We start from the raw sequence: 24,202 nt of genomic DNA on the forward strand, positions 1-24,202 counted from the left end.
TGTACAAATCCGTACATTGACTTAAGCCTATCGGGACCCCTACTCGCTGACGAGTATGTGTGGGCAATCAACAGACAACGTGGCGATACGGAATTCGAAACCTTCAATTATACCCACCGGAAACATTGTAGTGTACCTCGCAGTGAGGGTTCGTGGTCTAGGTCGGTTATGACACCTCCTTGACATGGAGGAGGCCGGCGGTTCAAATCCGCCCGAACCCACTTCTACTGTTGCTACCTCCCAAGCGAAGCGAGTCGGCAGTGACTGATGGATTCGAACCAGACGAGTTGTGTCCGCGCATCTCGACGTCCGTCCACCGAATCCACCCGGACCCACTTTCGACTGTCCTCGAGACAGGGCTTTTGACGCCGATGTCGTTTGACAGGGCCGGCATGGAACTCCCGATCCGACAGGCTCATCCCATAGTTTCTTGCCCCAACCGCGTTAGAGTCATCCATATGAGAGATCAGGTCCAGTCGGCGGACGCATTCGAACAGTTCGTCCTACTGGCGGTTGCAGAACTCGAAACAGCCGGCGAAACACCAACCCACTCCTATCATGTGACCCAGACGGCGAAGGCACATCTTGCGGATATTGACCGACAGCCGTTCGGCGGTGTCGAGCGCCAGAAAGTCATCTCGGCGCTGGGCCGACTCGCCGATAAGGGGCTGTTGCTCACCGAACAGACGGAGTCAGCGACGGGGAAAGGACGGCCGGGGTACAAGCTGGCCGGAGATCCCGAAGAAGTGCTTGAAGTGCTGTCGGCGACAGATGAGTTCGAACCGTACGTCGACGCGGTCTGGTCCTCGTAACGGATCCCACTCGTTAGACAATGCTCACGCCGCCGCGCTCCTGATCGAGAGCGGGTGGCTGGCCCGCTTCGAGACGTTCGAGACGGTCTAGGATCGTGTGAACGACGTCATCTTTCGTACAGGGTGCGACGTGGACGAGTTCGTTGCCGTCGTACTCAGCCAACCCCATGACGGGCAGCGCCATGGCGTCGTACGCCGACTCCGCGACTTCTGAATCCACGGTCGTGTCCTGATAGAACGATTCGAGCGAGACATTGTTGCTCAGTGCCCACTGTTTGAACTCGGCGACACGGTTCAGAATGTACTTGCCTTCCTCCGTCCGTGCAGCGGCCGACTGTGGCGCGATCTGCTTGCCCCAGACAATGACGTTGAATCCGTCGATATGGTCGTTCTCCTTGAGCGTCTGGAGACGGTCGATGACGTCTTCCTGCCGTTCGTGTGCGCCGTCGGGTAGCATCGACCGGACATACAGCTCGATGTGAGATGTTGGGATAGTATCACTGTACGTGTTTAGCCCCGATGAACTTCGCCACTATCTCGTAACAGGCGACCAATCGGGGGCATATGTACCCTCAGCAAGGGCTAATTGGATTTCTCCAGGGATGGTCTCCGCTCGGAGACCATCCCGGTGACCCTGCTGAGGTAACGCTGAGGTGGTCATAGTGGATTGGGATGACCTCAGTAAAGACGAACTTCTCTCACGGTTTCTCCAGATGGAAGAGCGAATTGACGAGCTGGAGGAGAAGCTTGAGCAAAAGGACGAACGGATCGAAGAGCAGCAAGAGCGAATCGAAGAACTCGAAACACGGCTTCGCAAATACGAGAATCCACATACACCGCCTAGTAAGCGACGGTCGGGGACTGACGAGTCCCCGACCTCGCAAGATGACGAAGGCGACGATGTCAGAACTGATGGCGGCACTCCTGGACGGAAGGACGGTCACGACCCAGAGTGGCGCTCTACAGCTGATCCAGACGAAGAAGTTGAGGTCACCTGTGACTGTTGTCCAGAGTGTGGCCAACACTTCGACGAGTCGGTGGGCGTCAGCCCCCGACTCGTCGAGGAGATACCGGACCCGCAGCCACCAGAAGTCACGCAGTACAACCGCCACTGCTACCAGTGCGACTCCTGTGGGACTGAGACAGTCGCTACACACCCCGACTGCCCCGATGAGGGGCAGTTCGGGGTGAACGTTATCGCCCAATCAGCACTGTCGAGGTACGACTACCGCCTCCCCTATCGGAAGATTGCAGACCGTTTCGAGCAGCTGCATGAACTGGAGTTGTCAGGCGCGGCCGCGTGGCACGCGACCGAGCGCGCTGCGCGCGCCGGTCGCTGTGAATACGAGCAGATCCGCCGTCAGATCCAGCAGGCTGACGTTGTCCACATCGACGAAACAGGCGTCAAACGGGATGGTGAGCAAGCATGGATCTGGACGTTCACCACCGAGAACCATACGCTCTACGCGGTTAGAGAAAGTCGTGGAAGCGACGTTCCCGCGGAAGTCCTCGGCGAGGACTTCGCGGGAACAGTTATCTGTGATGGGTGGACGGCCTATCCAGCTTTCAGCGACAATCTCCAACGGTGTTGGGCACATATTCTGCGAGAGGCTGAAGATGCCGCTGAAAAGCAGCCAGAAGGCAAACCGATTTACGACTCTCTCAAGCAGTTGTACGTCGCTCTCCAGACGCGACTGGAGAGCGACTTGACTCTTCGTGAGCGAGCAGAACTCCAGCGTGTTGCACGAAGAGAGCTTGAGTCGCTGATTGAGCGGTCGGTTCCCGACGGACCAGTGGCAACACTTATCAGAAAAATCGAAGGGGGCCTCGACCACTGGCTCACCTTCGTCGGTGAGCCAGCGGTCTCTCCGACGAACAATGCCGCCGAAAACGCGCTCCGTGAACCGGTGGTTCTCCGGAAACTTATCGGAACACTCCGCAATGACCGCGGGATGTTCGTTCATGAGACGGTGCTGTCCCTGCTGGCGACGTGGCGCCAGCAGGGACGCAATCCCTATGACGAACTCAAGCGAGTCTCCCGAAACAACGAGATGATCTCACGAGATCAGGCTGTGCCGGCCGTTGAGTCATCGGGGTAAACACGTACGTATCACTCATAGCTATCAGACGACACTCTCGGCTGACACATATAGATACTGTGAGAGATGTCTACATAGTTCAGATACCGGTTTCACGACGTAATATGGGAGAAATCAGCCGTTTCGGTGAGCCGCGAAACTTCCAGTCGTAACGCTGGCTCGGGTGCGGTTAACAGCTGAAAACGATATCGGATCTCTAACTATTCGCTGTTCGACCCGGACGAAAGACCGTGAAGATTCTCGTGGATACCGAGGATGAGCGCGGGAACGACGATCATGAAGATATGCTCCTCAATGGGAATCCCAAGGAGGTAGACACCGGTTCGGAGTTTGATTGCGAAGACACCGACAGTCAGCGTGTACCAGTCCCAGACGTACGCAATTGGATAGAGCACGACGATGGTCTTGGCGGCCATTCGAAGAGCGCGCGCACGCCAGAGCAACACGAGCGCAACAGTCCCCCATACCACTTCTGTGACCAGATACGTGTAGGGGCCGAAGACGCCGATGTCAGGCAGCATACAGCCACCTTAGATCCAAGGGCCTAAAGTTTAGTTCGTCTCTTGGTTTCCGGGGACTAAACCAACCTTGATAACCCCACACGTCGAATCTACGAATTGTGAAGAACGATGGATATTGCTGATATCGCCACCAGAGAATTTGTCGAGGTTGACGCCAACAAGCGCTTGGGGAAAGTCCGGTCTATCTTCGAACGCGAGAATCCCAAGGGTATCATCGTCACGGAAGACGGTGACTACGCTGGCGTTATCACGCAGAAACAGCTGGTCCAGTCCCATGTCGAGGACAACGCGAAAGCGGGGGCGATGACGCGCTCGGCACCGAAGGTCGAGCGTACCGATGACGTGCGCGAAGTCGCGCGCGTCCTCGTCGAGGGTGGTGTCAAGCTCGCGCCGGTGTTCGAGGCGGGCGAGCTCTGGGGTATCGTCACCGAGGACGATATCCTCGATGCGGTTCTCGACAATCTCGACGCGCTGAGCGTCGAGGACATCTACACGCGAGATGTCATCACGGTGTCCGAAGACACCAACGTCGGGCAAGTCGTCAATCTCCTCCGGAAACACGGCATCTCCCGGCTTCCGGTGCTCGGTGACGACGATGGCCTGACCGGGATGGTCACGCGCCACGATATTGTCGATGTCGTCGTCCGAGACATGAACAAGACGACGCGGGGCGACCGCTCCGGCGAGATTGAGCGCGTGCTCGATATGCCCGTCTACGACGTGATGAGCAGCCCAGTGGAGACGGCGAAACTCGGCGACTCTGTCGAGGACGCCGTTGCGCGGATGCTCGAAAACGACTTCGCCGGACTCGTTGTCACGCCGGAAGACGAGGACACCCATGTCGCTGGCATCCTCACGAAGACCGACGTGCTCCGCGCACTGACGTACACCGAGGAGGAACACATGGACGTTCAGATTACGAACATCAAACTGTTGGACACCATCTCCCGTGCGGACCTCCGGGCTGACATCGAAACGGTCGCGGACAAGTACGGAGCGATGCAGGTCCAGCACGCTCACGTTCGGTTCCACGAGCACAAGGAGAAGCTCCGTGGCACGCCGCTCATCCAGTGCCAGATCCGCCTGCGGACCAACAAGGGACAGGCAGCCGGCTCCGGCGAAGGCTACGGCGCTGAAACCGCGTTCAACGTCGCACTCGACAAGCTTGAGCGCAACGTGCTCGAGCTGAAAGGCGTTCAGGCCGACGAGGAGTACCGCGGCCAGCTCCTCCGAAAACTCGGCGAACTATAACCAGATAGTCGCTCTTTTCTACCGCTCGGCGACCTGCACGAGCTGCTTGCCGATGTTCTCGCCCTCGAACAGCCCGAGGAACGCGTCGGGCGCGTTCTCGATGCCTTCGGTGACGGTTTCTCGGTAGGAGATGTCGCCGGACGCGACCCACTGACCGAGCTGCTTCGTTCCTTCCTCGAACCGCGGCTCGAAGTCGGAGACAAGGAGGCCTTCGACGGTCGCCCGGGACTGGATGACCTGTGTCAGCTTGCGCGGCCCCACCGGTATATCCTCGCTGTTGTACAGCGAGATCTGTCCGCAGACGGCGACGCGTGCATCGGTGTTGAGTCGCGTGAACACTGCGTCGGTAATCGGTCCGCCGACGTTGTCGAAGTAAGCGTCGACGCCGTCCGGTGCGGCCTCGTCCAGTGCGGACCGGTAGTCGTCGGTCGTTTTGTAGTTGATACCCACGTCGAAGCCGAGGTCGTCTTCAAGGAACGAGACTTTCTCGTCGGAGCCGGCGAAGCCGACGACACGTGCGCCCTGAAGCTTGGCGAGCTGTCCTGCCACGGAGCCGACGGCCCCGGCGGCTCCGGTGACAACGAACGTATCCCCGGCGGACGGCTGTGCGACTTCTCGGGTGCCGAAGTACGCTGTCAGGCCCGGCATCCCCAGAACGCCGAGTGCTGTCGAAATCGGTGCGAGTTCCGGATTGACCTCTGTCAGTACCGGTCCGGGTGCTGTGGCGTACTCCGCCCACTCTAGCTCACCGGTGACGACATCGCCTTCGTCGAAGCGTGCACCGTTCAGATTCGACGACTTCACCGACGACAGCACCCTTGAGCGCGTCGCCCACGTCCCACGGCTCTTCATACGATTCGCTGTCTCGCATCCGGTCGCGCATGTACGGGTCGACAGAGAGGTACAGCGTCTTGATGAGTACCTCACCAGGCCCCGGTTCAGGGATTTCTTCTTCGGAAAGTTCGAACGTATCGTGGTCGGGAGTTCCTTCGGGGCGCTTTGCTAGCCTGTAAACGCGGTTTGTGTTCGGCATCACCCCTTATACACTTGTGACCCGAAAGGGGGCTTCGAAAGGAGAAACAAACACCGGTTTTATAGTTTATCTAATAATTATACACAGGTATTGTGCAGCCAGCCGAAAGTGCATCGCTGGTCGGGAACGCTGAAGTAGAAAAACGCGTTTGAATCGCAGCGAGGGACAGGAATCGAGGTCGCCGGAGTTACTGGAAGCCGATCCGGCCGCCGCTTCCGGCCTGGCGCTGCGGGCTGGAACCGCCTCTGAACTCCTCTTCCATCTGCTCGTAGTACTCGCGGATGTCGTCAGTGATGGTTGGCCGCACGCTGTCCATCGCCTGCCGGAAGTGTCGCATCTCGACTTCCTCCGCGTCGTCGTCCTCACGGAGTGCCTCAATGGCGGCTTCCCGGGCGATGGATTCGAGGTCTGAGCCGACGAACCCATCGCTGACTTCGGCCAGTTCGCGCAGGCTCACGTCGGGCGACAGCGGCGTGTCGTCCGTGTGGATCTTCAGGATCTGCTCGCGGCCCTCGATATCGGGCTCGCCGATCATCACCAGCCGGTCGAACCGACCCGAACGGATCAGCGCCGGGTCGATCATGTCCGGCCGGTTGGTTGCGCCGATGACCATCACGTCCTCCATCTCTTCCAGCCCGTCGAGTTCGGTCAGGAGCTGATTAACGACACGCTCAGAGACGTTCGACCCCATCTCGCCGCCCCGACCCGGTGCCAGCGAGTCAAGTTCGTCGAAGAAGATGATGGTCGGAGCGACCTGACGGGCCTTCCGGAACGTCTGCCGGATGGCCTTCTCGCTCTCGCCGACCCACTTGCTCAGCAACTGCGGGCCACGGACCGAGATGAAGTTCGCGTCAGTCTCGTTGGCGACGGCTTTCGCCATGAGCGTCTTCCCGGTACCGGGTGGGCCGTACAGCAACACCCCAGACGGCGGCGTCACGCCCATGCGCTCGAACTTCTCCGGGGAGTTCATCGGCCACTCGACGGCTTCCTGAACCTGCTCTTTGGGTCCGCTGAGCCCGCCAACGTTATCCCAGGACATCTTCGGGAGTTCGACCAGCACCTCCCGCATCGCCGATGGACTCACCTCGTTGAGTGCGCCCTTGAAGTCGTCCCGTTTGATAATCATCCGGTCGATGAGACTCGGTGGGATGTCCTCCTCGTCTAGGTCAATCTCGGGGAGGTACCGCCGGAGCGCCTTCATCGCGGCCTCCTTGGTGAGACTCTCGATGTCGGCCCCGACGAAGCCGTGCGTGTCCGTCGCCAGCTTCGCTAGGTTCACGTCGTCGGACAGCGGCATGCCGCGGGTGTGAATCTGGAGAATTTCTTCCCGGCCCACTTCGTCCGGGACGCCGATCTCGATTTCACGGTCGAATCGACCGGGACGGCGCAGCGCCGGGTCGACACTGTCGACACGGTTCGTCGCGGCGATGACGATGACCTGTCCGCGCGATTCGAGGCCATCCATCATCGTCAGCAACTGGGCGACGACACGGCGCTCAACCTCGCCGGTCACATCCTCACGCTTGGGCGCGATGGAGTCCAGTTCGTCGATGAAGATGATCGAGGGCGATTCCTCGCTCGCGTCCTCGAATATCTCGCGTAACTGCTGTTCGGACTCACCGTAGTACTTCGAGATGATCTCGGGGCCAGCAATAGAGAAGAAGCTGGCCGAAGTTTCGTTGGCGACTGCCTTCGCAAGCAGCGTCTTTCCGGTGCCGGGTGGCCCGTGGAGCAACACCCCCTGTGGCGGCTCAATGCCGAGCTTCTTGAATATCTGTGGGTGTTTCATCGGCAGCTCGACCATCTCTCGCACCCGCTGGATCTCGTTTTGCAGCCCACCGATGTCCTCGTAGGTGATGCCGCCGCCGGTCTTCTCGAAGCCGGAGATCGGTTCCTCGCGGAGTTCCACCTCGGTGTCTTCGGTGATGAGACAGACACCCTCGGGCTCGGTTTCGACGGCGATGAGCGGGATAGCCTGCCCGGGCGAGCGCATGAATGGATGGTTCGTCGAGGACATCACTGGGACGATGTCGCGCTCGACGACCGGCCGCTTCAGTATCTGCCGTTTCACCATCCCGGCGGCGTCAGAGCCGAACTGGACCGACGCCTCCTCGGGCGGGGCAAGCACGAGCTTGTCGGCCTTCTCGGCCTCAGCCTTGCGGATCGTGACGCGCTCGCCGATACCCACGTCGGCGTTCTGGCGCGTGAAGCCGTCAATACGGACAGTATCGGTGTTCCAGTCCTGCCGGTCGGCCCGCCACACCTTGGCCGCGGTCGTATCGCTCCCTTCGATCTCGATGATGTCACCGGGAGAGAGCTTGAGGTGCAACAACGTATCGGGGTCAAGTCTGGCGATACCGCGTCCCGAGTCGTTCGGGTACGCCTTCGCCACTTCCAATTGGACTTCGTTCATAGTAGAGCCTGCTTACAACGAACTCGGGTAGCCCCGGAGATATGCTTTATGCTACCGGCGGGCAAGACGCACGGCGACGGGTTTATATGACACCTAATAACATACCGCACAGTAGGGGCAAATAGCTCCCGGCCTGGGTGCCGGTGACACAGGCTGCCGCCATCGCCGCGTTTCATAAGGCTGGACGCGATAGCGCCGATATGGTATTTCTTGTTCCCTTCGATGGGTCACCGCTCGCAGATGCTGCGCTCGACCGCGCCGTCACCTACGCTGATTCGCTTGACGAGGATGTCGTCGCTGTCGCATTTATCCCGACCGGCGCCAACTACGCCGAGCGCCGCCGCCGCGTCGACCCGAGCGAGGACTTCGCCGCCGAAACCGCCGCTGACGACCTCCGGCGCAAGATCGAGGAGGCGACCGACGACTCCGAACTCCGGTACGACGACGTAAGCGCTCACTCCACCAGCGAACTGTCGACGACGATCAGACAGACCGCCCGCGATGTCGACGCCAGCGTCGTGTTCCTCGGCAGTGACGACACCGAGGACATCGTCGTCCCTATCGGCGAAGTCACAGACGGCGAAGACTACGATATCCACATCGTCCGCCGGACTTGAGGACGTAGCAAGAGGGCTTTTACTGGCGCGGTCTGACCCTCCGGGTATGCGAACACTCGCTTTCGATGGCCGGATGGGCGCGGCCGGTGATATGCTTCTGGGGGCGCTGCTGGCTGCCGGGGCCGACCGCGAAGCCCTGTCGCCGATCGAGGACGTGCTGGATGTCGAGTACGCCGTCTCCGAAGTGGACCGTTGCGGGATTGCTGCAACGCGCGTCGAAGTGCTGTTATCCGACACCGCCGGTGATGGCGACGATTCCCACGACCACACTCACAACGACCACTCGCATTCCCACTCCCACGATGAGGAACACGGCCACACTGGGGACGATGACGCACATTCTCACTCCCACGGCGACCACGACCACACCCACGCAGAGGGTCACGGCCCAAGCAGAACGTACGCCGAGGTCGTCGAACTCGTTGAGGGGATGGACCTACCAGCGACCGTCAGCGCGGACGCGCTGGCAATCTTCGAGATACTCGGCGAGGCTGAAGCGTCGGTTCACGGAACGGATCTCGATGACACGCATTTCCACGAAGTCGGGGCCGACGACGCTATCGCCGACATTGTTGGTGCCTGTCTCCTGCTGGATGATCTCGACGTCGAGCAGGTCGTGACGACGCCGATAGCGACGGGTGGCGGCACCGTGGAGATGAGCCACGGTACCTACCCGGTCCCGACTCCCGCGGTGGTCGAGATCGCAGAGCAAGCCGACTGGTCGCTGCAGGGTGGCCCTATAGACAGGGAAGTCCTGACGCCGACCGGGGCAGCGATTCTCGCACACATCGCCGACGGGACCGAATCGCTGCCGCCGCTCGACATCGATGCGTCGGGCTACGGCGCTGGAGGGTGGGACCTCAACGACCGCCCCAACGTCTTGCGGGCGATGGTCGGCGACGGCGCGGGGCGACTCCGCCGCGACGAAATCACGGTCCTCGAAACGAACGTCGACGACGTCCCGCCCGAGGTGCTTGGCGACCTCCAGCGCTCGCTTTCGGAGGTCGGCGCTCGTGATGTGTCGATAGTGCCGACGACGATGAAGAAGTCACGGCCCGGCCACATCGTCAAGGTCATTTGCAGGCCGGAAGACGCCGAGCGGGTCGCGCGCCGCCTCGCCGAAGCGACCGGGACGCTCGGCGTGCGCGAATCCGGGGCCGGCCACCGCTGGGTCGCCGACCGGGAGTACGAGACAGTTGTGCTCTCCGCTGATGGCGAGCAGTTCGAGGTCACGGTCAAGGTCGCAAGCGACACCGACGGCACGGTGTTCGACGTGAGCACGGAGTACGACGACGCCGCGGCCGTCGCGGACGCGACCGGACTCCCCGTCCGCGAGGTGATGCAACGAGCCGAGCGGATGGTACAGGAGTAGCGCTATCTGTTGTCAGGTTCTCCCTCGCTGGTCGAACTGTCGCTGCCGTGTTCGGCCAGTGCTTCCTCAACGGTGAGCGCGCCGGTCGCGACTTGCCTGGCGAGTTCCTCGCTGATCGCCCGGTTTGTATCGCTGGCCTCCCGCGAACGATCCTTGATCTTCTGGAGTTCGCCCGCGGTCGGCTCGATGGTTCGGCTTTCGATTTCCTCACCGTTGAGGCGGGCGATGTTGACCGCGGCTAGCACGTCACCCATCCCGCGCGCACCGGAGCCGAGATACGGCGTCGTTCCCGTTTCGTCGACCAGCTCTACCGGCACGGACTGGATCTCGTCGATGATGCGCGCGCCGACGAGCCGTGCGCCGTCGCCGATACGCACGACTGGTTCGACCGCGTCTTCGACTTCCTCGCGGACGATTTCGGTGATGTCGGCCGCGGGCACCTGAAACGCTGCGACGACCATGTCGCCATGGAGAATCGCGACGCCCGGCCGTTCGCCGGGGTCGATACCGATGACGGTGCGACCGTCGCCACCTCGGAGCGTCGAAATAACAGCTTCGACGGCGCGACGCGGTGTGTCCGGGTCCGCCTGCACGAGGTCGACATCGTCGGGGATTTCGACCGACTCCCCCGCCGCGATGACCGCGACCTCTGCCTCCTCGGGCCATTCGTCACCCGGTTCTATGGTCGTGAACGCCACGCCACGGTCGCGTAGCTCGTTGACGACACCGTGGTACACTTCGAAGTCTTCGGTGACGACGACAATCACGACTGTAATTACTCCGCAACTCACTTACGCGTGCTGGCGTGTCAGGATGACCGTCCCGACTCCGCTATCTATGGTCGGAGGCTCTGCTCTCTGCCGACGCTGTCGCGGCGGTACTCGTTGGATATGCCGGCCCGCCACAGGCAAACAGGTCGACCATTTTTTATATTTACCGTAGTCATCTCTGAGACATGTCAACAATCGCCGCCAAGCGGGCTGACCGGAGCACTGACGGCATGTTTGCCTTTGTGCTTGGCCTGTTCGTTGCGCTGCTGGCCGTCGGGCCGACGGTCACGGCGACTGCGGTCTGGGGTGGCGTCGGTGCCGACGCTGCCCTCTACATCGTCGCGCTCCTGACTGTCGCAGTCGTCACCGGCCTCGGGTGGCTCGCGACGTGGCGACGACCCGGTCTCGCGGTTGCGCTGGGGGGATCACAGGCCCGCTGGCTCCCGCTGCTTTTCGGAGCTAGCTATGCGACCGCCGCACTCTTTTTTGCGCCGGAATACGGCGCTCTGGCGCTCGTTGGGTTTTTCTTCGGAATGCTCGCTGCGGTCGTCCCTGGTCTGGCGATGGGCTTCATTACACGCTCGCGCTACACCGACGTAATTCTCAGCCGACGTAACCGAGTACGAATCGTTTACCGCCGGCTGGCCCGACCGCGCTCGGAACCGGCTGGTCCTGACGATGCTTCCGGTATTCCTCGTTGGCTGTGCGAGTTTTGGTGTCGTATTCCTGACCGAACACAGCACGTGGCTCTGGTCGGTCGGTCAGTTCCTGCTCCCGGTTGCGACGATGCCGTTTAATAGAACCCAGGCACGTACCTACACCCTCAGTGGGGCCGGCATCAAGCGATCGATCCCATTCGGTAAGACAGTCGCCACATGGGACTCATTCAATGGCTACAGCACTACCGACGAGGGGATTGTGCTTCACCGGCACTGGGACCTCGACATGCGGTTCGCGAATGAGCAACTGGATGAGCCCGACGCTGTGAGTGAAACTATCGACCGCTTTCTCCCCCGCCGGGACTGAGAGTTGCGAGCGTTTTTACCCGAACCTGCACAACCACTGCCCGTGAGCGAGTACGTCCCGACCGGGTGTGACGCGATCGACGACCTCCTGGGTGGTGGGCTGGAGCGTGGCGCGGTCACGCAGGTGTACGGCCCGCCAGCGGCCGGAAAGACTAATTTCGCGCTGTCGGCGGTGATGGAAGTTGCCGCCGCCGGCGACGCGGCGCTGTACATCGACACCGAAGGGCTCTCGGCTGACCGGATGGAGCAGGTCGCCAGCGGCCGCGCACGCGGGACGGCCCAGACTGTGGACGACCTCGCCGGCCGACTAATCATCACAGAGGCACTGGACTACGACGAACAGACCGAAGCCGTCCAGGACGCCGCCGAGTTTGCCGCCGAAGTCGAACTCATCGTCCTCGACAGCGCGACCGGGTTCTACCGGCTTCGCCGGGACGACGAAGACGGTGGCGAGACACTACGGGACGTGGCCCGCCAGATTACCCACCTCCTCTCGCTGGCCCGTAAACACGACATTGCCGTCCTGTACACGAATCAGGTGTTTACCGACCCGGAGAGTGACCGCTCGACGGCACTTGGCGGTCACACCCTGAACCACTGGTCCGGGGCAATCGTCCGTCTGGACCGGTTCCGTGGCGGCAACCGACGCGCCACGCTGGAGAAACACCGCGCCAAGCCGGCCGGCGACACGGCCCAGTTCCATATCACCGACTCAGGGCTTGTGGGCGACGACACGCCCGAAACGCCGCAGTAGGTCGCTCGATACTCGACAACGCACTCAGGCGCGCGCCGTCGCGGCGACGGCCGCGTCGCAAGCGCGAGGGACGAGTCGCACAGGCGAGCGAAGTGAGCCGAGCAACGCAGTCGGCTGGGGAGGCGTGTGGCTGTCGCGGTTTTGTGCTGCTATGGTCTGCAGGATGCATACCGCCCGAGCGGAGCGAGCGCGGTTTCACCGAGCACGGCGTGCCGTGCTCGGCCTTTTTCATGAACGTTTTTCGAGGAGTGGTCGCCTTCGGCGACCCGACGATGAAAAAGGTTCAGTAGATGAGGTCGTCGTCGTTCTCGACCATGTACAGCGTCCGCGCGGCGATGTTGACGGCGTGGTCCCCGACCCGCTCGATGTCCCGGATGGTCAGCAGGAGCCGGGAGACGTCAGCCATCAGTTGCTCTATCTCGGCTTCGCTGGAGTCGGCGTCGATCTCGCGCTCGATGAGGTCGCGCACGACCGTCTCGGAGGCCGCCTCACACCGTTCGTCGACCTCGTCGTCGATGTCGGCGATGGTATAGCACTGGTCGGCGTCCTGATCGCTGTAGGCTTCCATGGCGTTTTCGACCATCTCGATGGTCACGTCGGCGACGTCCTGAATGTCGACCTCGGGGAACACGTCGCGTTCAGCAGTGAGCGAGTACTCGCCGAGGTTCGTGGCGAGGTCACCGATCCGTTCGAGGTCGGTGATGATCTTGAACGACGCAGCGATAAAGCGGAGGTCGGACGCGACCGGCTGTTGCAGCGCCAGCAGGTCGATACAGTCCTGTTCGAGGTCGAGATACAGCTGATTGATTTCGTGGTCGCCTTCGATGACTTCCCGGGCCATCTCTTCGTCTTTCTGTTCGAGCGCATCCAGTCCAAGGCGTAGCCGCTCGAGGACGATCTCTGACATATAGAGGACATCCTCGCGGAGCGAGTTCAGTCCCTCCTGATAGGAATCGCGTGGCATAGTCCGGAATGTGCTGGTGGTATGCATCAGCCTTTCCCTTCTCCCAATATCTCCCGATACCGTCCGGCGTGACGGCAGTAGCGGGCGTGCTATGCAGGGACAGCCATACTCGACAGCGAGAAACGACTACTGTAGCACTGCCTCTGCGTCGTTACGGGGATGAATCCCAAGAATCGTTGCGTCGCCAAGTGCTGTTCCGCCCTCAACTCGTTCGACACGCAGAACCACGTCTTGTGGTGTTGCACAGCCACAGCTTACGAACTCGTCCCACTCCTCGCCGACGGCCACCGGGCCGCCATGGGTGCGTCGGAGGTACTGTTGATAGGTGTCTCCGCGGAGTTCATCGGCGATCCACTCGGTATCGACGCCGGACCACGGGTCCCCATCGGCAGTGCTGGGGGCAAACGAGAGTACGACACGGTCCGCAACGGAAGCCATACACTAGCTGAGGCGGGAGACAAGCTTAGTCCCTTGGGTACGGCTTCTTCGGAACGGCTACAATTTGTCGTTGACTGCTTCCAGACAGTCGGCGTCGACGAACACCACGACGTGATCACCGGGTTCGATGACGGTGTCACCACGAGGGATGACAAGTTCGCCGCCGCGGCTGATAGCCCCGATGACCACGCCGGTCGGCAGTTCCTGTACTGACTCCTGAATCGGCCGCCCAGCGAGGACACTGTCGGTGGATATCTCGATTTCCAGCACCTCCGCGCGGTCGGATTCGATGATAGCAACCTTTGTTGCGTCGTACTCCCGGGTGAACCGTGTAATCTCTTCGGCAGTCGTTTCGCGGGGATTGACAGCCACATCGACGCCGACAGCCTCGAACAGGTCAACGTACTCGCCCGAGTTGACGACGGCGACGGTTCGCTCTGCACCGAGTCGCTTGGCCAGCAATGTCACTAGAAGGTTCTTTTCGTCGCTGTCGAGCGTCGCAACCACGGCGTCGGCGTCTGAAACGTGTTCCCGTTCGAGGAATTCGCTATCCGTTGCATCACTCTCCAGCACGGTTGTTCCCTGCAGGTCCTCCGCGAGTTCACGCGCCCTGTTGTGGTCTTGCTCGATGAGCCGCGGCTTGATGCCACGATCCTGAAGCAGTCGTGCGGTGTGATAGCCAACATCGCTTCCGCCGACGATGAGGACATTCTGCGTCGTCTTTGACTCCGGTGCGATTTCAGTTGCAAACAGACGAACGCTTTCGCAACTGCCGATCACAATGATGTCATCGCCCTCTCTGAGAACGGTCTCTCCGCGTGGGATAATGACTTCGTCACCGCGTAACACGGCAGCGAAGGTCAGTGACTCGTAGCGGTCGGCCTCCGCGACGGTCTGGTCCGCAATTGGGCTGGATGCACGCACCTCGAACTCACCCATTTGGACCTGTCCGTCAACGAATGTTTCTACGTCGCGCGAGCCAGGAAGCCCGATTACTCGGGCGATATTCTCTGCAGTGAGCAGGTTCGTCGCAACCATGTGATCCACGCCAAAGGCGCCCCCGGATTTCTCCCAGGTCCGGAGGAACTTCGCACTCTTGACGCGGGAAATGGTGAACGGGTCAGCGGCCGTTACTGCCGTCCCACAAGTGACAATATTCGTTTCGTCATCGTCGGTGCTGGCGATGAGTACGTCGGCTTTTTCGATACCGGCCTCCGCGAGCGTGTCGAGTTCCGCGCCATCTCCTTCAACGCCGAGTACGTCGGCCTCGTACATCAGGCTCTCCACACGGTCTGGGTCGATATCTACGACGGCGACTTCGTGGCTTTCCGCGAGGCTTTCGGCGATATTCGAACCGACCTCTCCCGCGCCGACGATTACGATATACACGGCTGCGCCTCCGCCTGATTCATATGCATCAGCTTTCCACCGATGGGTGAAGTGTATTGTCATCCGGTCAGCGGGTCGGCCCCGTCGGGGCGGACAGGTCACCGAACCCGGCCGTGTACAAGTGCCGACCCGCCAGTGAACATGTAGCCTGCGACCCGCTTACGGCTCATCTCGGAGTGGCACGTCTAACCAAGGACAGAGGGCTGACCGACGTTGGAACCGTTTCGACCGAATCGAACGACTCTTTCGTCTCTTCGATCGCCTTTCGCATACTGGCGTAGTCGGTCATACGACACTCTCTCTGTCTCCCTACCGTTTGATTATATGCTTCTTTACGCCCGCTATCTTCCCGGTAGACGCGCACTTCTGCCGGTAAATTCAGGCAATTGCCGTCAAGAACTGCGACACGATAGCGACACGGGTCTTTCGTCTGCGGCCCTGTCCAACAGGCAGCGGCCGCCTGACGGACTGTTCAGTATAGTAACAGGTGACTACTATCCATCGTTGGCTAGTGTGGGTGTTACTTCCGGCGATATAGACAGGCTTAGTAACCAATTGTGGACGCAAGTATAAGGATGAGACAGTGGATCGAAACGAGTCCGAAAAGCAGTACGGTTCTGGCCGCCGGCGGACTCACGACCGCAGCTGCGCCTATCGCCACCGTCAGGACGCGTACGATGGTCTCGGATCGAAAGCTGTCGCTCGACTGGTCCTCGGTTGTGCGGGCCGCTTCGAACTGATCTCTGATAGCATCGAATCTGGGGCCTTTGCGGACCCGCTTTCGGTCCTGCTCGTACTCTACCAGTCCGACAGCGTCGAGCTTGGGCAGGTGTGTCTGACAGAGTGAAATATAGACACTGTCGTAGAGCTCGTCACTATCGGTCTCTGCATCGGCGACGACGTTCGCCACCTGCTGGCTCAGCGCACTGACAGATAGCGCTGTCTCGTGTTCGGCAAGACAGTGTAAGCATACGCGGCGGCGCTCGTTACCGAGAATATCGAATATCGTCGCATCATCGAGGCCGGTCTGGTCTGGTGGCGCAGACGTTTCCCCGGTATCAAGGACGGCGGCGAGTCCCACTGCCGGTCGCATGGGCTTATGCCCCCTCGGATGTACCGCTGTGTGCACACATCTGTCCAGTACGTAGCTTACCGCTCCGTATCGAGAGCAGCACGTAGCCGGTCAGCAAGCGACTGCGGTGCCGACAGTGAAAGCCGATGGCTCGCCGCCAGTGCTACAAATACCACGCTCACGACGAGCGCGACTGCGACACCTGACACTGTGGCCTCGCTGAGTGCGAGTCCACCGACCGCAAGCAGTGCCACACACGCGGTCCCGAGATACCGACCTGACCACCGCTCACCGGCCGACGTGTGGGAACCTGTCCGACCATGCTCAGTGATAGACTCGGCTGACGGCGTCGATTCTGCAGTCGGCGCTGACAGAAGTGATGGTTCCTCGTCGAGATATTTGTTGAAGGAGTTCGCGAGCGCGGTCGCTTCGACGAGTCCCCGGTCCTGGTTGTAGTCGATAACACCCGCATCGTCCATCTTTGGGAGATGGGACTGATACAGCGCGATGTAGACGCGCTGGCGCTGTTTCGAGCGGAGTGAGTCGACCGTCGTGTCGTGTTCCAGCGCCGCGATGTGTTCTGCGATGTCGCTCATATCAGCCGGGTCATCGCCGGGATGCTCGTGGAGGTACTTGAGAACCAGACGGCGGCGGCGACACTGGAGAACGTGGAAGAGGTCGTCGCGGGTGAGCTCGTCGTCCGATTGGGAGTCCGTAGACGACGACTCGTCTGTCGCGGACTCCTCAGCCTCGGTTGCCGTGGGTTCGGAAGTCGTTTCAGCTATCGACATGTGCTCTCTCCTTCCCCAGCACCCGACATATACTGGGTCGACTGTTCCGCCGATTGCGACTGTTTCACCGATTTAGCGGGCCGGTAATGGCTGACTTACCCTGGAAATAATACGATTGAATCACCTCGTAAAGCGCTAATACGCCTATATTGCGGTTTTTCTGCCAAGGTCTTACTTTCTATTACTGTTTCACGCACCATACCGAATTGTTTCACCGTTGCGACAGCAACTAGTATTCGAAAAAGTACAGATACGTGCTGTGGCAGATGTTGAATTTCGGCTGGTTCTACCGTTTTCCCGGCTTAGAAGGGATAAAAGTGGGAAAGAAGCGTACGTTTGCCTCTGCCGGACGGTGTTATGGGCCGATTCCCGACCATCGTGACAGCGGCGGACAGGTGTGTTTGGCGAAGACTCACCCCTCACTGTGCAGTGATGCCACTAGCAACCCGGCTACCCCGATTCGTGAGCCGGCTTATCCGCCAGGCGTCGGCGGCTTGATATCGTCCGCATGGGGTGAGTTCGCCGCTGCGGGCTTTGCCCGCTCCAGACAGATGAGGTTCTCCCTGCCGAGACGGATTTTTACGACCTCATCATCGTCGACCATCCGCGAAAGGAGACGACTCACCTTCGCTTTCGACCAGTCCGTCGCCTCAACAATGTCAGTCTGGTGCAGACGGCCGTTCTCGACTTGCAGCATCAGTTTCACGAGCTGCGCGTCAGGGGTGAGTTCCCGGTCGGCTTGCTCGAAGGCTTCAGCCGCGGTCTCAAGGTCAATGTCTGCACCGTCAGCTTCGACCACCCTGTCCGTTGCCTCGATTTCACGGTTGACCTCGATTATCTCCCGGTCCAGTTCGAGGCGGCGATAGGTGACCAGTCTGACCGCTGTGGAGAGCCTCGTGACCCAGCCACGCCTGATCGCCGCGACTGTCAGCCCGATCCCGATCAGGAACCCCAGTAGCGAACTTGTCACCCACGCTGGCGTCAGCATGCTGTTCGGGTTCGTTCCCCAGGCAACTTCCTGCGGGTCGGTCAGGAAGTCACCGTCTGAATCGGCCGCGAGCGGGTCCGTTCCAAGGTCCGAAACCTCTCGTCCATCGTTGAGACTGTCACCGTCCGTATCTGCGGTGGTCGGCGACGTCCCAGCCGCCAGTTCTTTTCCGTCGTTGAGACCGTCACTATCTGTGTCACTCTCGGTGGGTGCGGTTCCCGCCTCGAGTTCTGTCCCATCCGCTATCCCATCACCGTCAGTGTCTGCGACCGTCGGGTCTGTTCCTATGGCCAGCTCCCTTCCGTCAGCGACCTCATCATCGTCAGTGTCGGCCTGTACCGGGTTCGTGCCGACCTCCAGCTCCCGACCGTCGACGACGCCGTCGTTGTCCGTGTCCGCGTCGGTAGGGTCGGTCTCGCCGGACGCCTCTCGCTGGTCGGACAGTCCATCGCTGTCAGTATCGGCGACAGTCGGATTCGTTCCGAGTGCCAGTTCGCGTTCGTCCGAGAGCCCGTCGCCGTCCGTGTCGCCCTGACGTGGGTCAGTGCCCTGTTGAATCTCAGTCCTGTCGGTGACACCGTCTTCATCAGTGTCTGCGGCCGTTGGGTCCGTCCCGTGCTGGTGGACCTCGGTCCCGTCCAGCAGCCCGTCGCCGTCAGTGTCAGCGCCAGTGAGGTTCGTCCCTTGGGCCACCTCGTTGCTGTTGTTGAGCCCGTCATCGTCAATATCACCGGCACGCTGAATCGGCTGCAAAGACGCCGACTGCGTATCTAGCGTGGCGTTGGAACTCGTGTTGCGGAGAGAGATAGAGAGATCATCGAGTCCCGCCCTTCCGGGGGTCCTGAGAGCTGCAGTTCCGTTCGGACCGACCGACGTACAGGTCGCCGACTCGTTCGCACGCGCACAGACCGTGAGATTTTCTTGTGGTGAAGTAACTGTTACCGCGATCTGATACCCACTGGCCTGCTCGCCGTCTATTTGTTCCCAGACGAACGCGTTCCCGTTCGGCCCGTCCGCGGTAGCCTGTGTTGGCTCAACCGACTGTATCGCTGGCACCGTTTCGTTGCCCGTCGTTGTGTATTCAGTATACTGCTCGGCATCCGCTGCGGTAGCGACACCTACGGAGACAGACGCGACTGTCAAGAGGAGGAGTAAAGCGCAGATTACGCTCACGATTCGGTGTCTCATACAGTACGGGTGTCACAGCGGGACAATATCCTTTTTGGCACATAGTCTCCTTGTCACTTCAACTCACACTTGATAATTCAGTGATAGTTGCCTGCGTGTCCCAACGACTCACTCTCCGGATAGTCCGAGCTCCGACCCGACGACCTGATCCATTCCGCGCCGAATCCGTTGTGACATCGCTGATGGTGAAATGTCGAGTTTGTCCGCCAGTTCAGCCTGTGAGATACCACGAGGCACGTTGAAGTACCCCTCTCTGTGTGCCGTTTCAAGTGCGACCTGCTGGTCTGCGGTCAATCCGCAGCCGCCGGCGTTTGCCTCCCCGGTAGTCCAGTACAGTCGGTCAAGTCTAAATGTGATGTTCCGTTCAGAACACTCGGATCGGAACTGCGACAGTGCTGCTCGCGACCGAAACTGTGCGTGCACCAGCCACTGTCCACCCGTTCCCTCCATGTCGAGCGCCCGGCCACCGGCACGGACGAGCGAGGGCGTGACCTGAATGGCACTGTCGGCTACCTCGATTCGATAGATACGGTTCGTCTCTGTCCAGTCTAATACAAGGGACCCACACACCGTGTTATCTTTCCGCAAGTCTGTTTCGAACTGGTCAAGGCTCTCACCCGCGACTTCGATCACCAGAAAATTCGACGTGCCGTCGTTGACCATTTCCTCCGGACGGACTGTTACGTCCGGACTGCTCTCGATTGTATCGGTCAGAATCAGTTCCGGATGACTCAGACAGAGATCGACACCGAGACTTTTCTCCCGTGGCGTCCCATCTGCCTCCGATGGGCTTGCCGGCCCGTACCCAGCGCCATCGACTGGCTGGTCCGCCTCGGTCACTGACCCCTGGTCGCCGGTGTTGCGCATACGGACACCAAACGGATCACACACAAGGATATTCCCACTATACAGATAGTATTTGAACACCGATACACTATATTAATAGCCTCTTTGTGGAATCGATTGCTTGACGGCCTGTCGATACAGCATGATATCGTCTGATAGAAAATCTCTCTATGGCAACCTTGGGTGGCTCCGCCGGTAGAATAGAATCAGGGGTCGCCGGCAGTCCCTAGATACCCATAGACAAGCAGAATAGACGGCCAAGTAGGTGGTGTTCACTCAGAAAGTAAGCAAACGGAGCGCTCCGTGGAGAACAGAAATCACCGTGGCGATACATTTTAGATTAATAACTATTTCCAACCTTAGAACGGATCGCAAGACGTCACCTAGGGTTGGAACGTTGGGCTTGCACCACCTATCAAAATAACTGGACAAGTTTCGCTTCATTGGATTCTTATACTGGCACCGGGCAGGGTGCTGTCCTACGTATTCCGCCGTGTTAGCCGGTCAGATACAGTATGCGTTGACCAGGATATTTCTCTATCTAGCCATGCTCGACAGCACTCATGAACCTTGTTCCGGTGGTAATGCCCTGGGTTGGACACCCGCAGATCGACAAAGGACGGTGTTCGGTCGATTTGTCGGTCCCAATTGACTCACTCCATCCTTGCAGGTCACACGGATTCGGGAGCTATATGCTGTCGAGCAGTTGAGTGAGACTGTCCGACTCTTCAACTTCACCGTGTTGGCTGGGCGCGATCGAAGAAGCATTCTCAATCGTTTGAGACGAGAGCTACCTGTGGATTATCAAGATAGTTGATGGGGCAGCCATGCGTTTTGAAATTCAACAGTCGGGGCGGATTCGCTTCGACGACCGAATCTTGTCTACGATAGCTCTGATGCGATGCCAGAGCCGTACCGCCTGTCTGACAGACCTGTGACAACCCTGACGGAGACGCGTACCGCCTAACCATGATCAACGAGATCGTCCCAGACACCCTGATTTATCAGACCTGGGCCGCCACTACGCGACGCTTTAGCGGTTTCGACAGCTTATGATTGAACTCAATAGCGCGGGCACGCAGTGATCATCAGACCTTCGACGAGCGAACTGTTGAGGATATCGTTCGAGAAGGGTACAGGCGGTTGTGTCACGGATCATATCAAATCAGTATCTGAACGTTTCGTTCCGAGGTTGCAGCGTTGACTCGGGCGCGTATGGATGAGCAGTAGGTGGATCGGGCTTCCCGTACAGGTTCTCCTTGCCGCCCGGTAACCTAGTTGAGGCCTCTTTCAGTCCCAGTGGCTCTCTTCTGTCCACAGTGCTGTGGCAAATGCTTTTGCAACGTCTATGTGTACATGAGTGTCATGATTGACCTCCCTTGGGGCCGTCGTAGCGACACTACCGCAGGCACCGAATCCTCGGCCGAGCATCCGGACGCAGATGTTGTCTACGAGTTCCAGGATGGTACCCTGGCAGTCTACGAGGACCACATCGTGATTACGCGCGTCGCCCGCTCGAACTTCCAAGACCGGGAGATTCCAGTCAAGGAAATAATCGGTGTCGATTACGACAAAGGCATCACTATCGGCTACATCCAGATCGAACAGGAGGATGTCCCGGTCGAAAGTGGCGGCCTCTTGAGCGACCCCGTCAATCCGGACACGCTACATTTTGACCGCGGTGGCCGAGCGTGTGCGAAGAAGGATCGTGATGCGATTTTAGAGCGAGCACGAGGGTAGTGTACCCTCTATGTGGGTATTGTTATGACGGCCTGATGGCCTGCATCATGACCGATCGGTGGGCCATATCGACGCCCTTCCGAGCGTGGGTGATCCAATGCAGTCCGGAGTCGAGAACGGCCGCGGCCAAACGGCACAGCGAACAACGAAACACCCAAACCACTCGGAGGAAATGCCTACAGCATGGCAGATAGTCGTTCGTCGGCCCTCCTCGACGAGAATGGGAACCTTTTCGGTCTCGTCAACGTTGTTGATGCGCTGGCCGTCCTGCTCGTCGTTGTGGTCGTCGTGGCAGGCGCTGCGCTCGTTCTCCAGCCGGAGCCAGAGCCACCGGAACCGAATACAACCAATGTCACCCTCGATCTCGGGACGCAACCGTCGTATATCGTCACAGAAATCACCGAAGGGGATACGTACAGTCCCGGCGGCAATTCGAATCTCACCGTCACAGATGTTCACCTGACACCACAGGACGATCAGACACGCGTCATCCTTCGGGCCACACTACAGGGGACACCCGACGGTGACAGCCTCATATACGCGGATGCACCCCCTCGCCTTGGCCGGCCACTGACTATCGCGACAAGTCGGTATGAAGTAAGCGGTCAGGTACGCACTGTGGGTGGTGACAACAGTCTCTCCCAAGAGGACACGACCGTGGTTCTCAGGGACACCATGTCCACCGCCGAAGCCCGGGACGTTACCCCCGGTGACGAGATCAGACTCGCTGGTCGTACTGTTGCGACCATCGAAGACGTGGCTGCATACTCGGCTGGAAACACAACTGAACAGACCGTCTTTGTCGAAGCCGAACTCGACACCCACACACAGCAATCCGACCGTCGGTTCGGCGGTACCCAGGTTCGACGCGGCCAGACGGTCACGCTCCCGGCCGAGGACTACACGTTCGATGGCCGCATCGAACAAGTCGACAGCGGTCTCCAGTCGGCGACTGCCGACGTGCTGCTCAAGACAACCGTTGACTCCGAGACGGCTAACCGTCTCGCCGCCGGCGACATCGCCACTGTTGCCGGGTACGAGGCAGCCGAGGTGCGAACGGTCACGACGTACGCGACACAGAACCCCGACCGCAAACGTATATTTGTCGGCCTCTCGCTGGCGACGCTCGAAAGCGGCGGTCAGCAACAGTTCGGCAGCACCACCGTCCAGCGCGGGAACAACATCACCGTCTCGACCGAGAGCTACGAACTCTCCGGCACCATCGAACGCGTCGGCGCACTCGAACCACGTGGGACGCTCAGTAATCGGACAGTAACTCTGCGGATGACAGACGTGCGCGTGGACATGGCTGATGCGATCAGGCCCGGCATGACCGAAACCAGTGATGGGACGACGGTCGCTCGCGTGAGTCGTGTCAGTACTGAACCGGCCATCATTATCACGACCGGCGAGAACGGCTCCGTCAACGTTGTCGATCACCCGTATCTGCGTGATGTCACCATCACGACAGAGCTCCGAGTCCGTGAAACGACAGGCGGTGTCCAGTTCAAAGGCGAGTCCGTCCAACAGGGCTCGACAGTTGTAATCAATCTCGGGACGATTACTATCGAAGCGACGGTCGTGAGTGTTGGCCTCTGACCCACATCACAAACGATATCTTGGATCGCTCGAACCAATATATAATCGGATGTCCGAGGAATCCGGGTCGTTGAGCCCTATTGAAGTTGTCGGAGAGAAAGTCAGCACGATTAGCGACGGGTCACAGATCGCTGGTGTCGGGCAAGTGATCGGTGCCCGTGCAAGTGAGTTCCTTCGGGAGTCGTATTGCTACCGTTGGCTCACGAAGGAACCTGAGCCTGAGGTCATCGTCATCGACCTTCGTGAGACGTACGCCGTTGGGCTATTTATAGCACTACTTGACAGGCTCGTCCCACATATCGAAGACGCATGGCGACACTCGACCGTGGGGTCGGTCGCGAGACGCGCGTTCGAACAGCTTGCAGCGGACGTGTTCGACCCGCTTTCGGAGATGCGAGGCTACGAACTCGCAGTCGCTCTCTTGACGCCACCAGAACCGCCGGAACAAAAGCGTACTGACAATGACGAGTCAGAACCTGCCGAAGACGACTCGTCCTGACCTTACGACACAGCCAGGCTC

At 59.8% G+C, this 24,202-nt stretch carries 22 protein-coding genes, 1 tRNA gene and 1 pseudogene; 12 read left to right on the plus strand and 12 right to left on the minus strand.

The features are described from left to right. The first annotated feature begins 146 nt into the window (after positions 1 to 146). Positions 147 to 221, plus strand: a tRNA-Val gene (locus ACODNH_RS04860). Between the two features lie 237 nt (positions 222 to 458). Further along, positions 459 to 812, plus strand: a complete 354-nt coding sequence (locus tag ACODNH_RS04865) for a hypothetical protein (protein WP_434531003.1) — start codon at positions 459 to 461, stop codon at positions 810 to 812. Positions 813 to 825: 13 nt separating this feature from the next. Here ACODNH_RS04865 and ACODNH_RS04870 read toward each other — a convergent pair whose 3' ends face one another. Then, positions 826 to 1,305: an HTH domain-containing protein gene (locus tag ACODNH_RS04870; protein ID WP_434531426.1), complete on the minus strand. Its 480-nt coding sequence runs from the start codon at positions 1,303 to 1,305 to the stop codon at positions 826 to 828. 220 nt (positions 1,306 to 1,525) lie between these two features. Here ACODNH_RS04870 and tnpC point away from each other — a divergent pair, with 220 nt between their 5' ends. Continuing rightward, the gene (gene tnpC, locus ACODNH_RS04875) at positions 1,526 to 2,911 is read left to right on the plus strand and encodes an IS66 family transposase (RefSeq protein WP_434530227.1); all 1,386 of its coding nucleotides are present in this window, start codon (positions 1,526 to 1,528) and stop codon (positions 2,909 to 2,911) included. A gap of 200 nt (positions 2,912 to 3,111) precedes the next feature. Here the strand turns inward: tnpC and ACODNH_RS04880 are convergent, their stop codons facing one another. Further along, the gene (locus tag ACODNH_RS04880) at positions 3,112 to 3,432 is read right to left on the minus strand and encodes a lycopene cyclase domain-containing protein (protein WP_434531004.1); all 321 of its coding nucleotides are present in this window, start codon (positions 3,430 to 3,432) and stop codon (positions 3,112 to 3,114) included. 108 nt (positions 3,433 to 3,540) lie between these two features. On the opposite strand from ACODNH_RS04880, the gene ACODNH_RS04885 reads away from it, so the two are divergent. Then, the gene (locus ACODNH_RS04885) at positions 3,541 to 4,683 is read left to right on the plus strand and encodes a CBS domain-containing protein (RefSeq protein ID WP_434531005.1); all 1,143 of its coding nucleotides are present in this window, start codon (positions 3,541 to 3,543) and stop codon (positions 4,681 to 4,683) included. 18 nt (positions 4,684 to 4,701) lie between these two features. Here ACODNH_RS04885 and ACODNH_RS04890 read toward each other — a convergent pair. Both ACODNH_RS04890 and ACODNH_RS04895 read right to left on the minus strand, forming a co-directional pair. Continuing rightward, positions 4,702 to 5,716, minus strand: a pseudogene (locus ACODNH_RS04890) (NADP-dependent oxidoreductase). A 187-nt stretch (positions 5,717 to 5,903) separates the two neighbouring features. Beyond that, complete coding sequence (locus ACODNH_RS04895) at positions 5,904 to 8,129, minus strand: CDC48 family AAA ATPase (RefSeq protein WP_005538167.1); 2,226 nt, start codon at positions 8,127 to 8,129, stop codon at positions 5,904 to 5,906. 200 nt (positions 8,130 to 8,329) lie between these two features. Between ACODNH_RS04895 and ACODNH_RS04900 the strand changes: the two genes are divergently transcribed. Then, complete coding sequence (locus tag ACODNH_RS04900) at positions 8,330 to 8,746, plus strand: universal stress protein (RefSeq protein ID WP_306708106.1); 417 nt, start codon at positions 8,330 to 8,332, stop codon at positions 8,744 to 8,746. 46 nt (positions 8,747 to 8,792) lie between these two features. Further along, a complete protein-coding gene (gene larC, locus ACODNH_RS04905) occupies positions 8,793 to 10,118 on the plus strand; it encodes a nickel pincer cofactor biosynthesis protein LarC (protein ID WP_434531006.1) in 1,326 nt (441 codons plus the stop codon). Positions 10,119 to 10,120: 2 nt separating this feature from the next. On the opposite strand, the gene ACODNH_RS04910 is transcribed toward larC, so the two are convergent. Further along, positions 10,121 to 10,885 (minus strand): hypothetical protein, encoded by a 765-nt coding sequence (locus ACODNH_RS04910; RefSeq protein WP_434531007.1) that lies wholly within the window; start codon positions 10,883 to 10,885, stop codon positions 10,121 to 10,123. A gap of 188 nt (positions 10,886 to 11,073) precedes the next feature. Between ACODNH_RS04910 and ACODNH_RS04915 the strand changes: the two genes are divergently transcribed. From ACODNH_RS04915 to radB, 3 genes are read left to right on the plus strand one after another with little or no spacing between them, the layout of a single operon-like run. After that, complete coding sequence (locus ACODNH_RS04915; protein ID WP_434531008.1) at positions 11,074 to 11,685, plus strand: hypothetical protein; 612 nt, start codon at positions 11,074 to 11,076, stop codon at positions 11,683 to 11,685. Next, positions 11,675 to 11,914: a hypothetical protein gene (locus ACODNH_RS04920; RefSeq protein ID WP_434531009.1), complete on the plus strand. Its 240-nt coding sequence runs from the start codon at positions 11,675 to 11,677 to the stop codon at positions 11,912 to 11,914. Before ACODNH_RS04915 ends, ACODNH_RS04920 begins: the two co-directional genes overlap by 11 nt. A 42-nt stretch (positions 11,915 to 11,956) precedes the next feature. Next, positions 11,957 to 12,667, plus strand: a complete 711-nt coding sequence (gene radB / locus ACODNH_RS04925; RefSeq protein WP_306708114.1) for a DNA repair and recombination protein RadB — start codon at positions 11,957 to 11,959, stop codon at positions 12,665 to 12,667. A gap of 283 nt (positions 12,668 to 12,950) precedes the next feature. Here radB and phoU read toward each other — a convergent pair whose 3' ends face one another. The 7 genes from phoU to ACODNH_RS04960 form a co-directional block, all read right to left on the minus strand. Next, positions 12,951 to 13,631 carry a phosphate signaling complex protein PhoU gene (gene phoU / locus ACODNH_RS04930; protein WP_004591593.1) on the minus strand — a complete coding sequence of 227 codons (681 nt, stop codon included), beginning with the start codon at positions 13,629 to 13,631 and terminating at the stop codon, positions 12,951 to 12,953. A 126-nt stretch (positions 13,632 to 13,757) separates the two neighbouring features. Then, a complete protein-coding gene (locus ACODNH_RS04935) occupies positions 13,758 to 14,069 on the minus strand; it encodes a hypothetical protein (RefSeq protein WP_434531010.1) in 312 nt (103 codons plus the stop codon). A gap of 57 nt (positions 14,070 to 14,126) precedes the next feature. Next, positions 14,127 to 15,458 (minus strand): Trk system potassium transporter TrkA, encoded by a 1,332-nt coding sequence (trkA, locus tag ACODNH_RS04940; RefSeq protein ID WP_434531011.1) that lies wholly within the window; start codon positions 15,456 to 15,458, stop codon positions 14,127 to 14,129. A gap of 544 nt (positions 15,459 to 16,002) precedes the next feature. Next, positions 16,003 to 16,551, minus strand: a complete 549-nt coding sequence (locus ACODNH_RS04945; RefSeq protein ID WP_434531012.1) for a DUF7344 domain-containing protein — start codon at positions 16,549 to 16,551, stop codon at positions 16,003 to 16,005. A gap of 56 nt (positions 16,552 to 16,607) precedes the next feature. After that, a complete protein-coding gene (locus tag ACODNH_RS04950) occupies positions 16,608 to 17,321 on the minus strand; it encodes a DUF7344 domain-containing protein (protein WP_434531013.1) in 714 nt (237 codons plus the stop codon). 472 nt (positions 17,322 to 17,793) lie between these two features. Next, positions 17,794 to 19,497 (minus strand): DUF7343 domain-containing protein, encoded by a 1,704-nt coding sequence (locus ACODNH_RS04955; protein ID WP_434531014.1) that lies wholly within the window; start codon positions 19,495 to 19,497, stop codon positions 17,794 to 17,796. A 108-nt stretch (positions 19,498 to 19,605) separates the two neighbouring features. Next, a complete protein-coding gene (locus ACODNH_RS04960) occupies positions 19,606 to 20,364 on the minus strand; it encodes a helix-turn-helix domain-containing protein (RefSeq protein ID WP_434531015.1) in 759 nt (252 codons plus the stop codon). A 1,344-nt stretch (positions 20,365 to 21,708) separates the two neighbouring features. Between ACODNH_RS04960 and ACODNH_RS04965 the strand changes: the two genes are divergently transcribed. The 3 genes from ACODNH_RS04965 to ACODNH_RS04975 all read left to right on the plus strand — a co-directional run bounded on the left by ACODNH_RS04965 (position 21,709) and on the right by ACODNH_RS04975 (position 24,181). After that, a complete protein-coding gene (locus tag ACODNH_RS04965) occupies positions 21,709 to 22,083 on the plus strand; it encodes a hypothetical protein (protein WP_306708130.1) in 375 nt (124 codons plus the stop codon). Positions 22,084 to 22,266: 183 nt separating this feature from the next. Continuing rightward, positions 22,267 to 23,682: a DUF4330 family protein gene (locus tag ACODNH_RS04970; RefSeq protein WP_306708132.1), complete on the plus strand. Its 1,416-nt coding sequence runs from the start codon at positions 22,267 to 22,269 to the stop codon at positions 23,680 to 23,682. Positions 23,683 to 23,752: 70 nt separating this feature from the next. Beyond that, on the plus strand, positions 23,753 to 24,181 hold the full coding sequence (locus ACODNH_RS04975) for a hypothetical protein (protein ID WP_306708134.1): 429 nt from the start codon (positions 23,753 to 23,755) through the stop codon (positions 24,179 to 24,181). Positions 24,182 to 24,202 lie beyond the last annotated feature (21 nt).

The sequence above is a fragment of the Haloarcula sp. NS06 genome (assembly GCF_051122755.1).
Lineage (GTDB): Archaea > Halobacteriota > Halobacteria > Halobacteriales > Haloarculaceae > Haloarcula.

What these genes read in the sequence shown, in the direction of transcription:
- ACODNH_RS04920 (WP_434531009.1), top strand. Translation starts at nt 11,675, where the DNA reads ATGCCGTTTAATAGAACCCAGGCACGTACCTACACCCTCAGTGGGGCC.
- ACODNH_RS04915 (WP_434531008.1), top strand. Translation starts at nt 11,074, where the DNA reads ATGTCAACAATCGCCGCCAAGCGGGCTGACCGGAGCACTGACGGCATG.
- phoU (WP_004591593.1), bottom strand. Translation starts at nt 13,631, where the DNA reads ATGCCACGCGATTCCTATCAGGAGGGACTGAACTCGCTCCGCGAGGAT.
- ACODNH_RS04970 (WP_306708132.1), top strand. Translation starts at nt 22,267, where the DNA reads ATGGCAGATAGTCGTTCGTCGGCCCTCCTCGACGAGAATGGGAACCTT.
- ACODNH_RS04965 (WP_306708130.1), top strand. Translation starts at nt 21,709, where the DNA reads ATGATTGACCTCCCTTGGGGCCGTCGTAGCGACACTACCGCAGGCACC.
- ACODNH_RS04900 (WP_306708106.1), top strand. Translation starts at nt 8,330, where the DNA reads ATGGTATTTCTTGTTCCCTTCGATGGGTCACCGCTCGCAGATGCTGCG.
- ACODNH_RS04885 (WP_434531005.1), top strand. Translation starts at nt 3,541, where the DNA reads ATGGATATTGCTGATATCGCCACCAGAGAATTTGTCGAGGTTGACGCC.
- ACODNH_RS04960 (WP_434531015.1), bottom strand. Translation starts at nt 20,364, where the DNA reads ATGCGCAACACCGGCGACCAGGGGTCAGTGACCGAGGCGGACCAGCCA.
- ACODNH_RS04955 (WP_434531014.1), bottom strand. Translation starts at nt 19,497, where the DNA reads ATGAGACACCGAATCGTGAGCGTAATCTGCGCTTTACTCCTCCTCTTG.
- ACODNH_RS04865 (WP_434531003.1), top strand. Translation starts at nt 459, where the DNA reads ATGAGAGATCAGGTCCAGTCGGCGGACGCATTCGAACAGTTCGTCCTA.
- ACODNH_RS04880 (WP_434531004.1), bottom strand. Translation starts at nt 3,432, where the DNA reads ATGCTGCCTGACATCGGCGTCTTCGGCCCCTACACGTATCTGGTCACA.
- ACODNH_RS04895 (WP_005538167.1), bottom strand. Translation starts at nt 8,129, where the DNA reads ATGAACGAAGTCCAATTGGAAGTGGCGAAGGCGTACCCGAACGACTCG.
- ACODNH_RS04950 (WP_434531013.1), bottom strand. Translation starts at nt 17,321, where the DNA reads ATGTCGATAGCTGAAACGACTTCCGAACCCACGGCAACCGAGGCTGAG.
- tnpC (WP_434530227.1), top strand. Translation starts at nt 1,526, where the DNA reads ATGGAAGAGCGAATTGACGAGCTGGAGGAGAAGCTTGAGCAAAAGGAC.
- larC (WP_434531006.1), top strand. Translation starts at nt 8,793, where the DNA reads ATGCGAACACTCGCTTTCGATGGCCGGATGGGCGCGGCCGGTGATATG.
- ACODNH_RS04935 (WP_434531010.1), bottom strand. Translation starts at nt 14,069, where the DNA reads ATGGCTTCCGTTGCGGACCGTGTCGTACTCTCGTTTGCCCCCAGCACT.
- ACODNH_RS04945 (WP_434531012.1), bottom strand. Translation starts at nt 16,551, where the DNA reads ATGCGACCGGCAGTGGGACTCGCCGCCGTCCTTGATACCGGGGAAACG.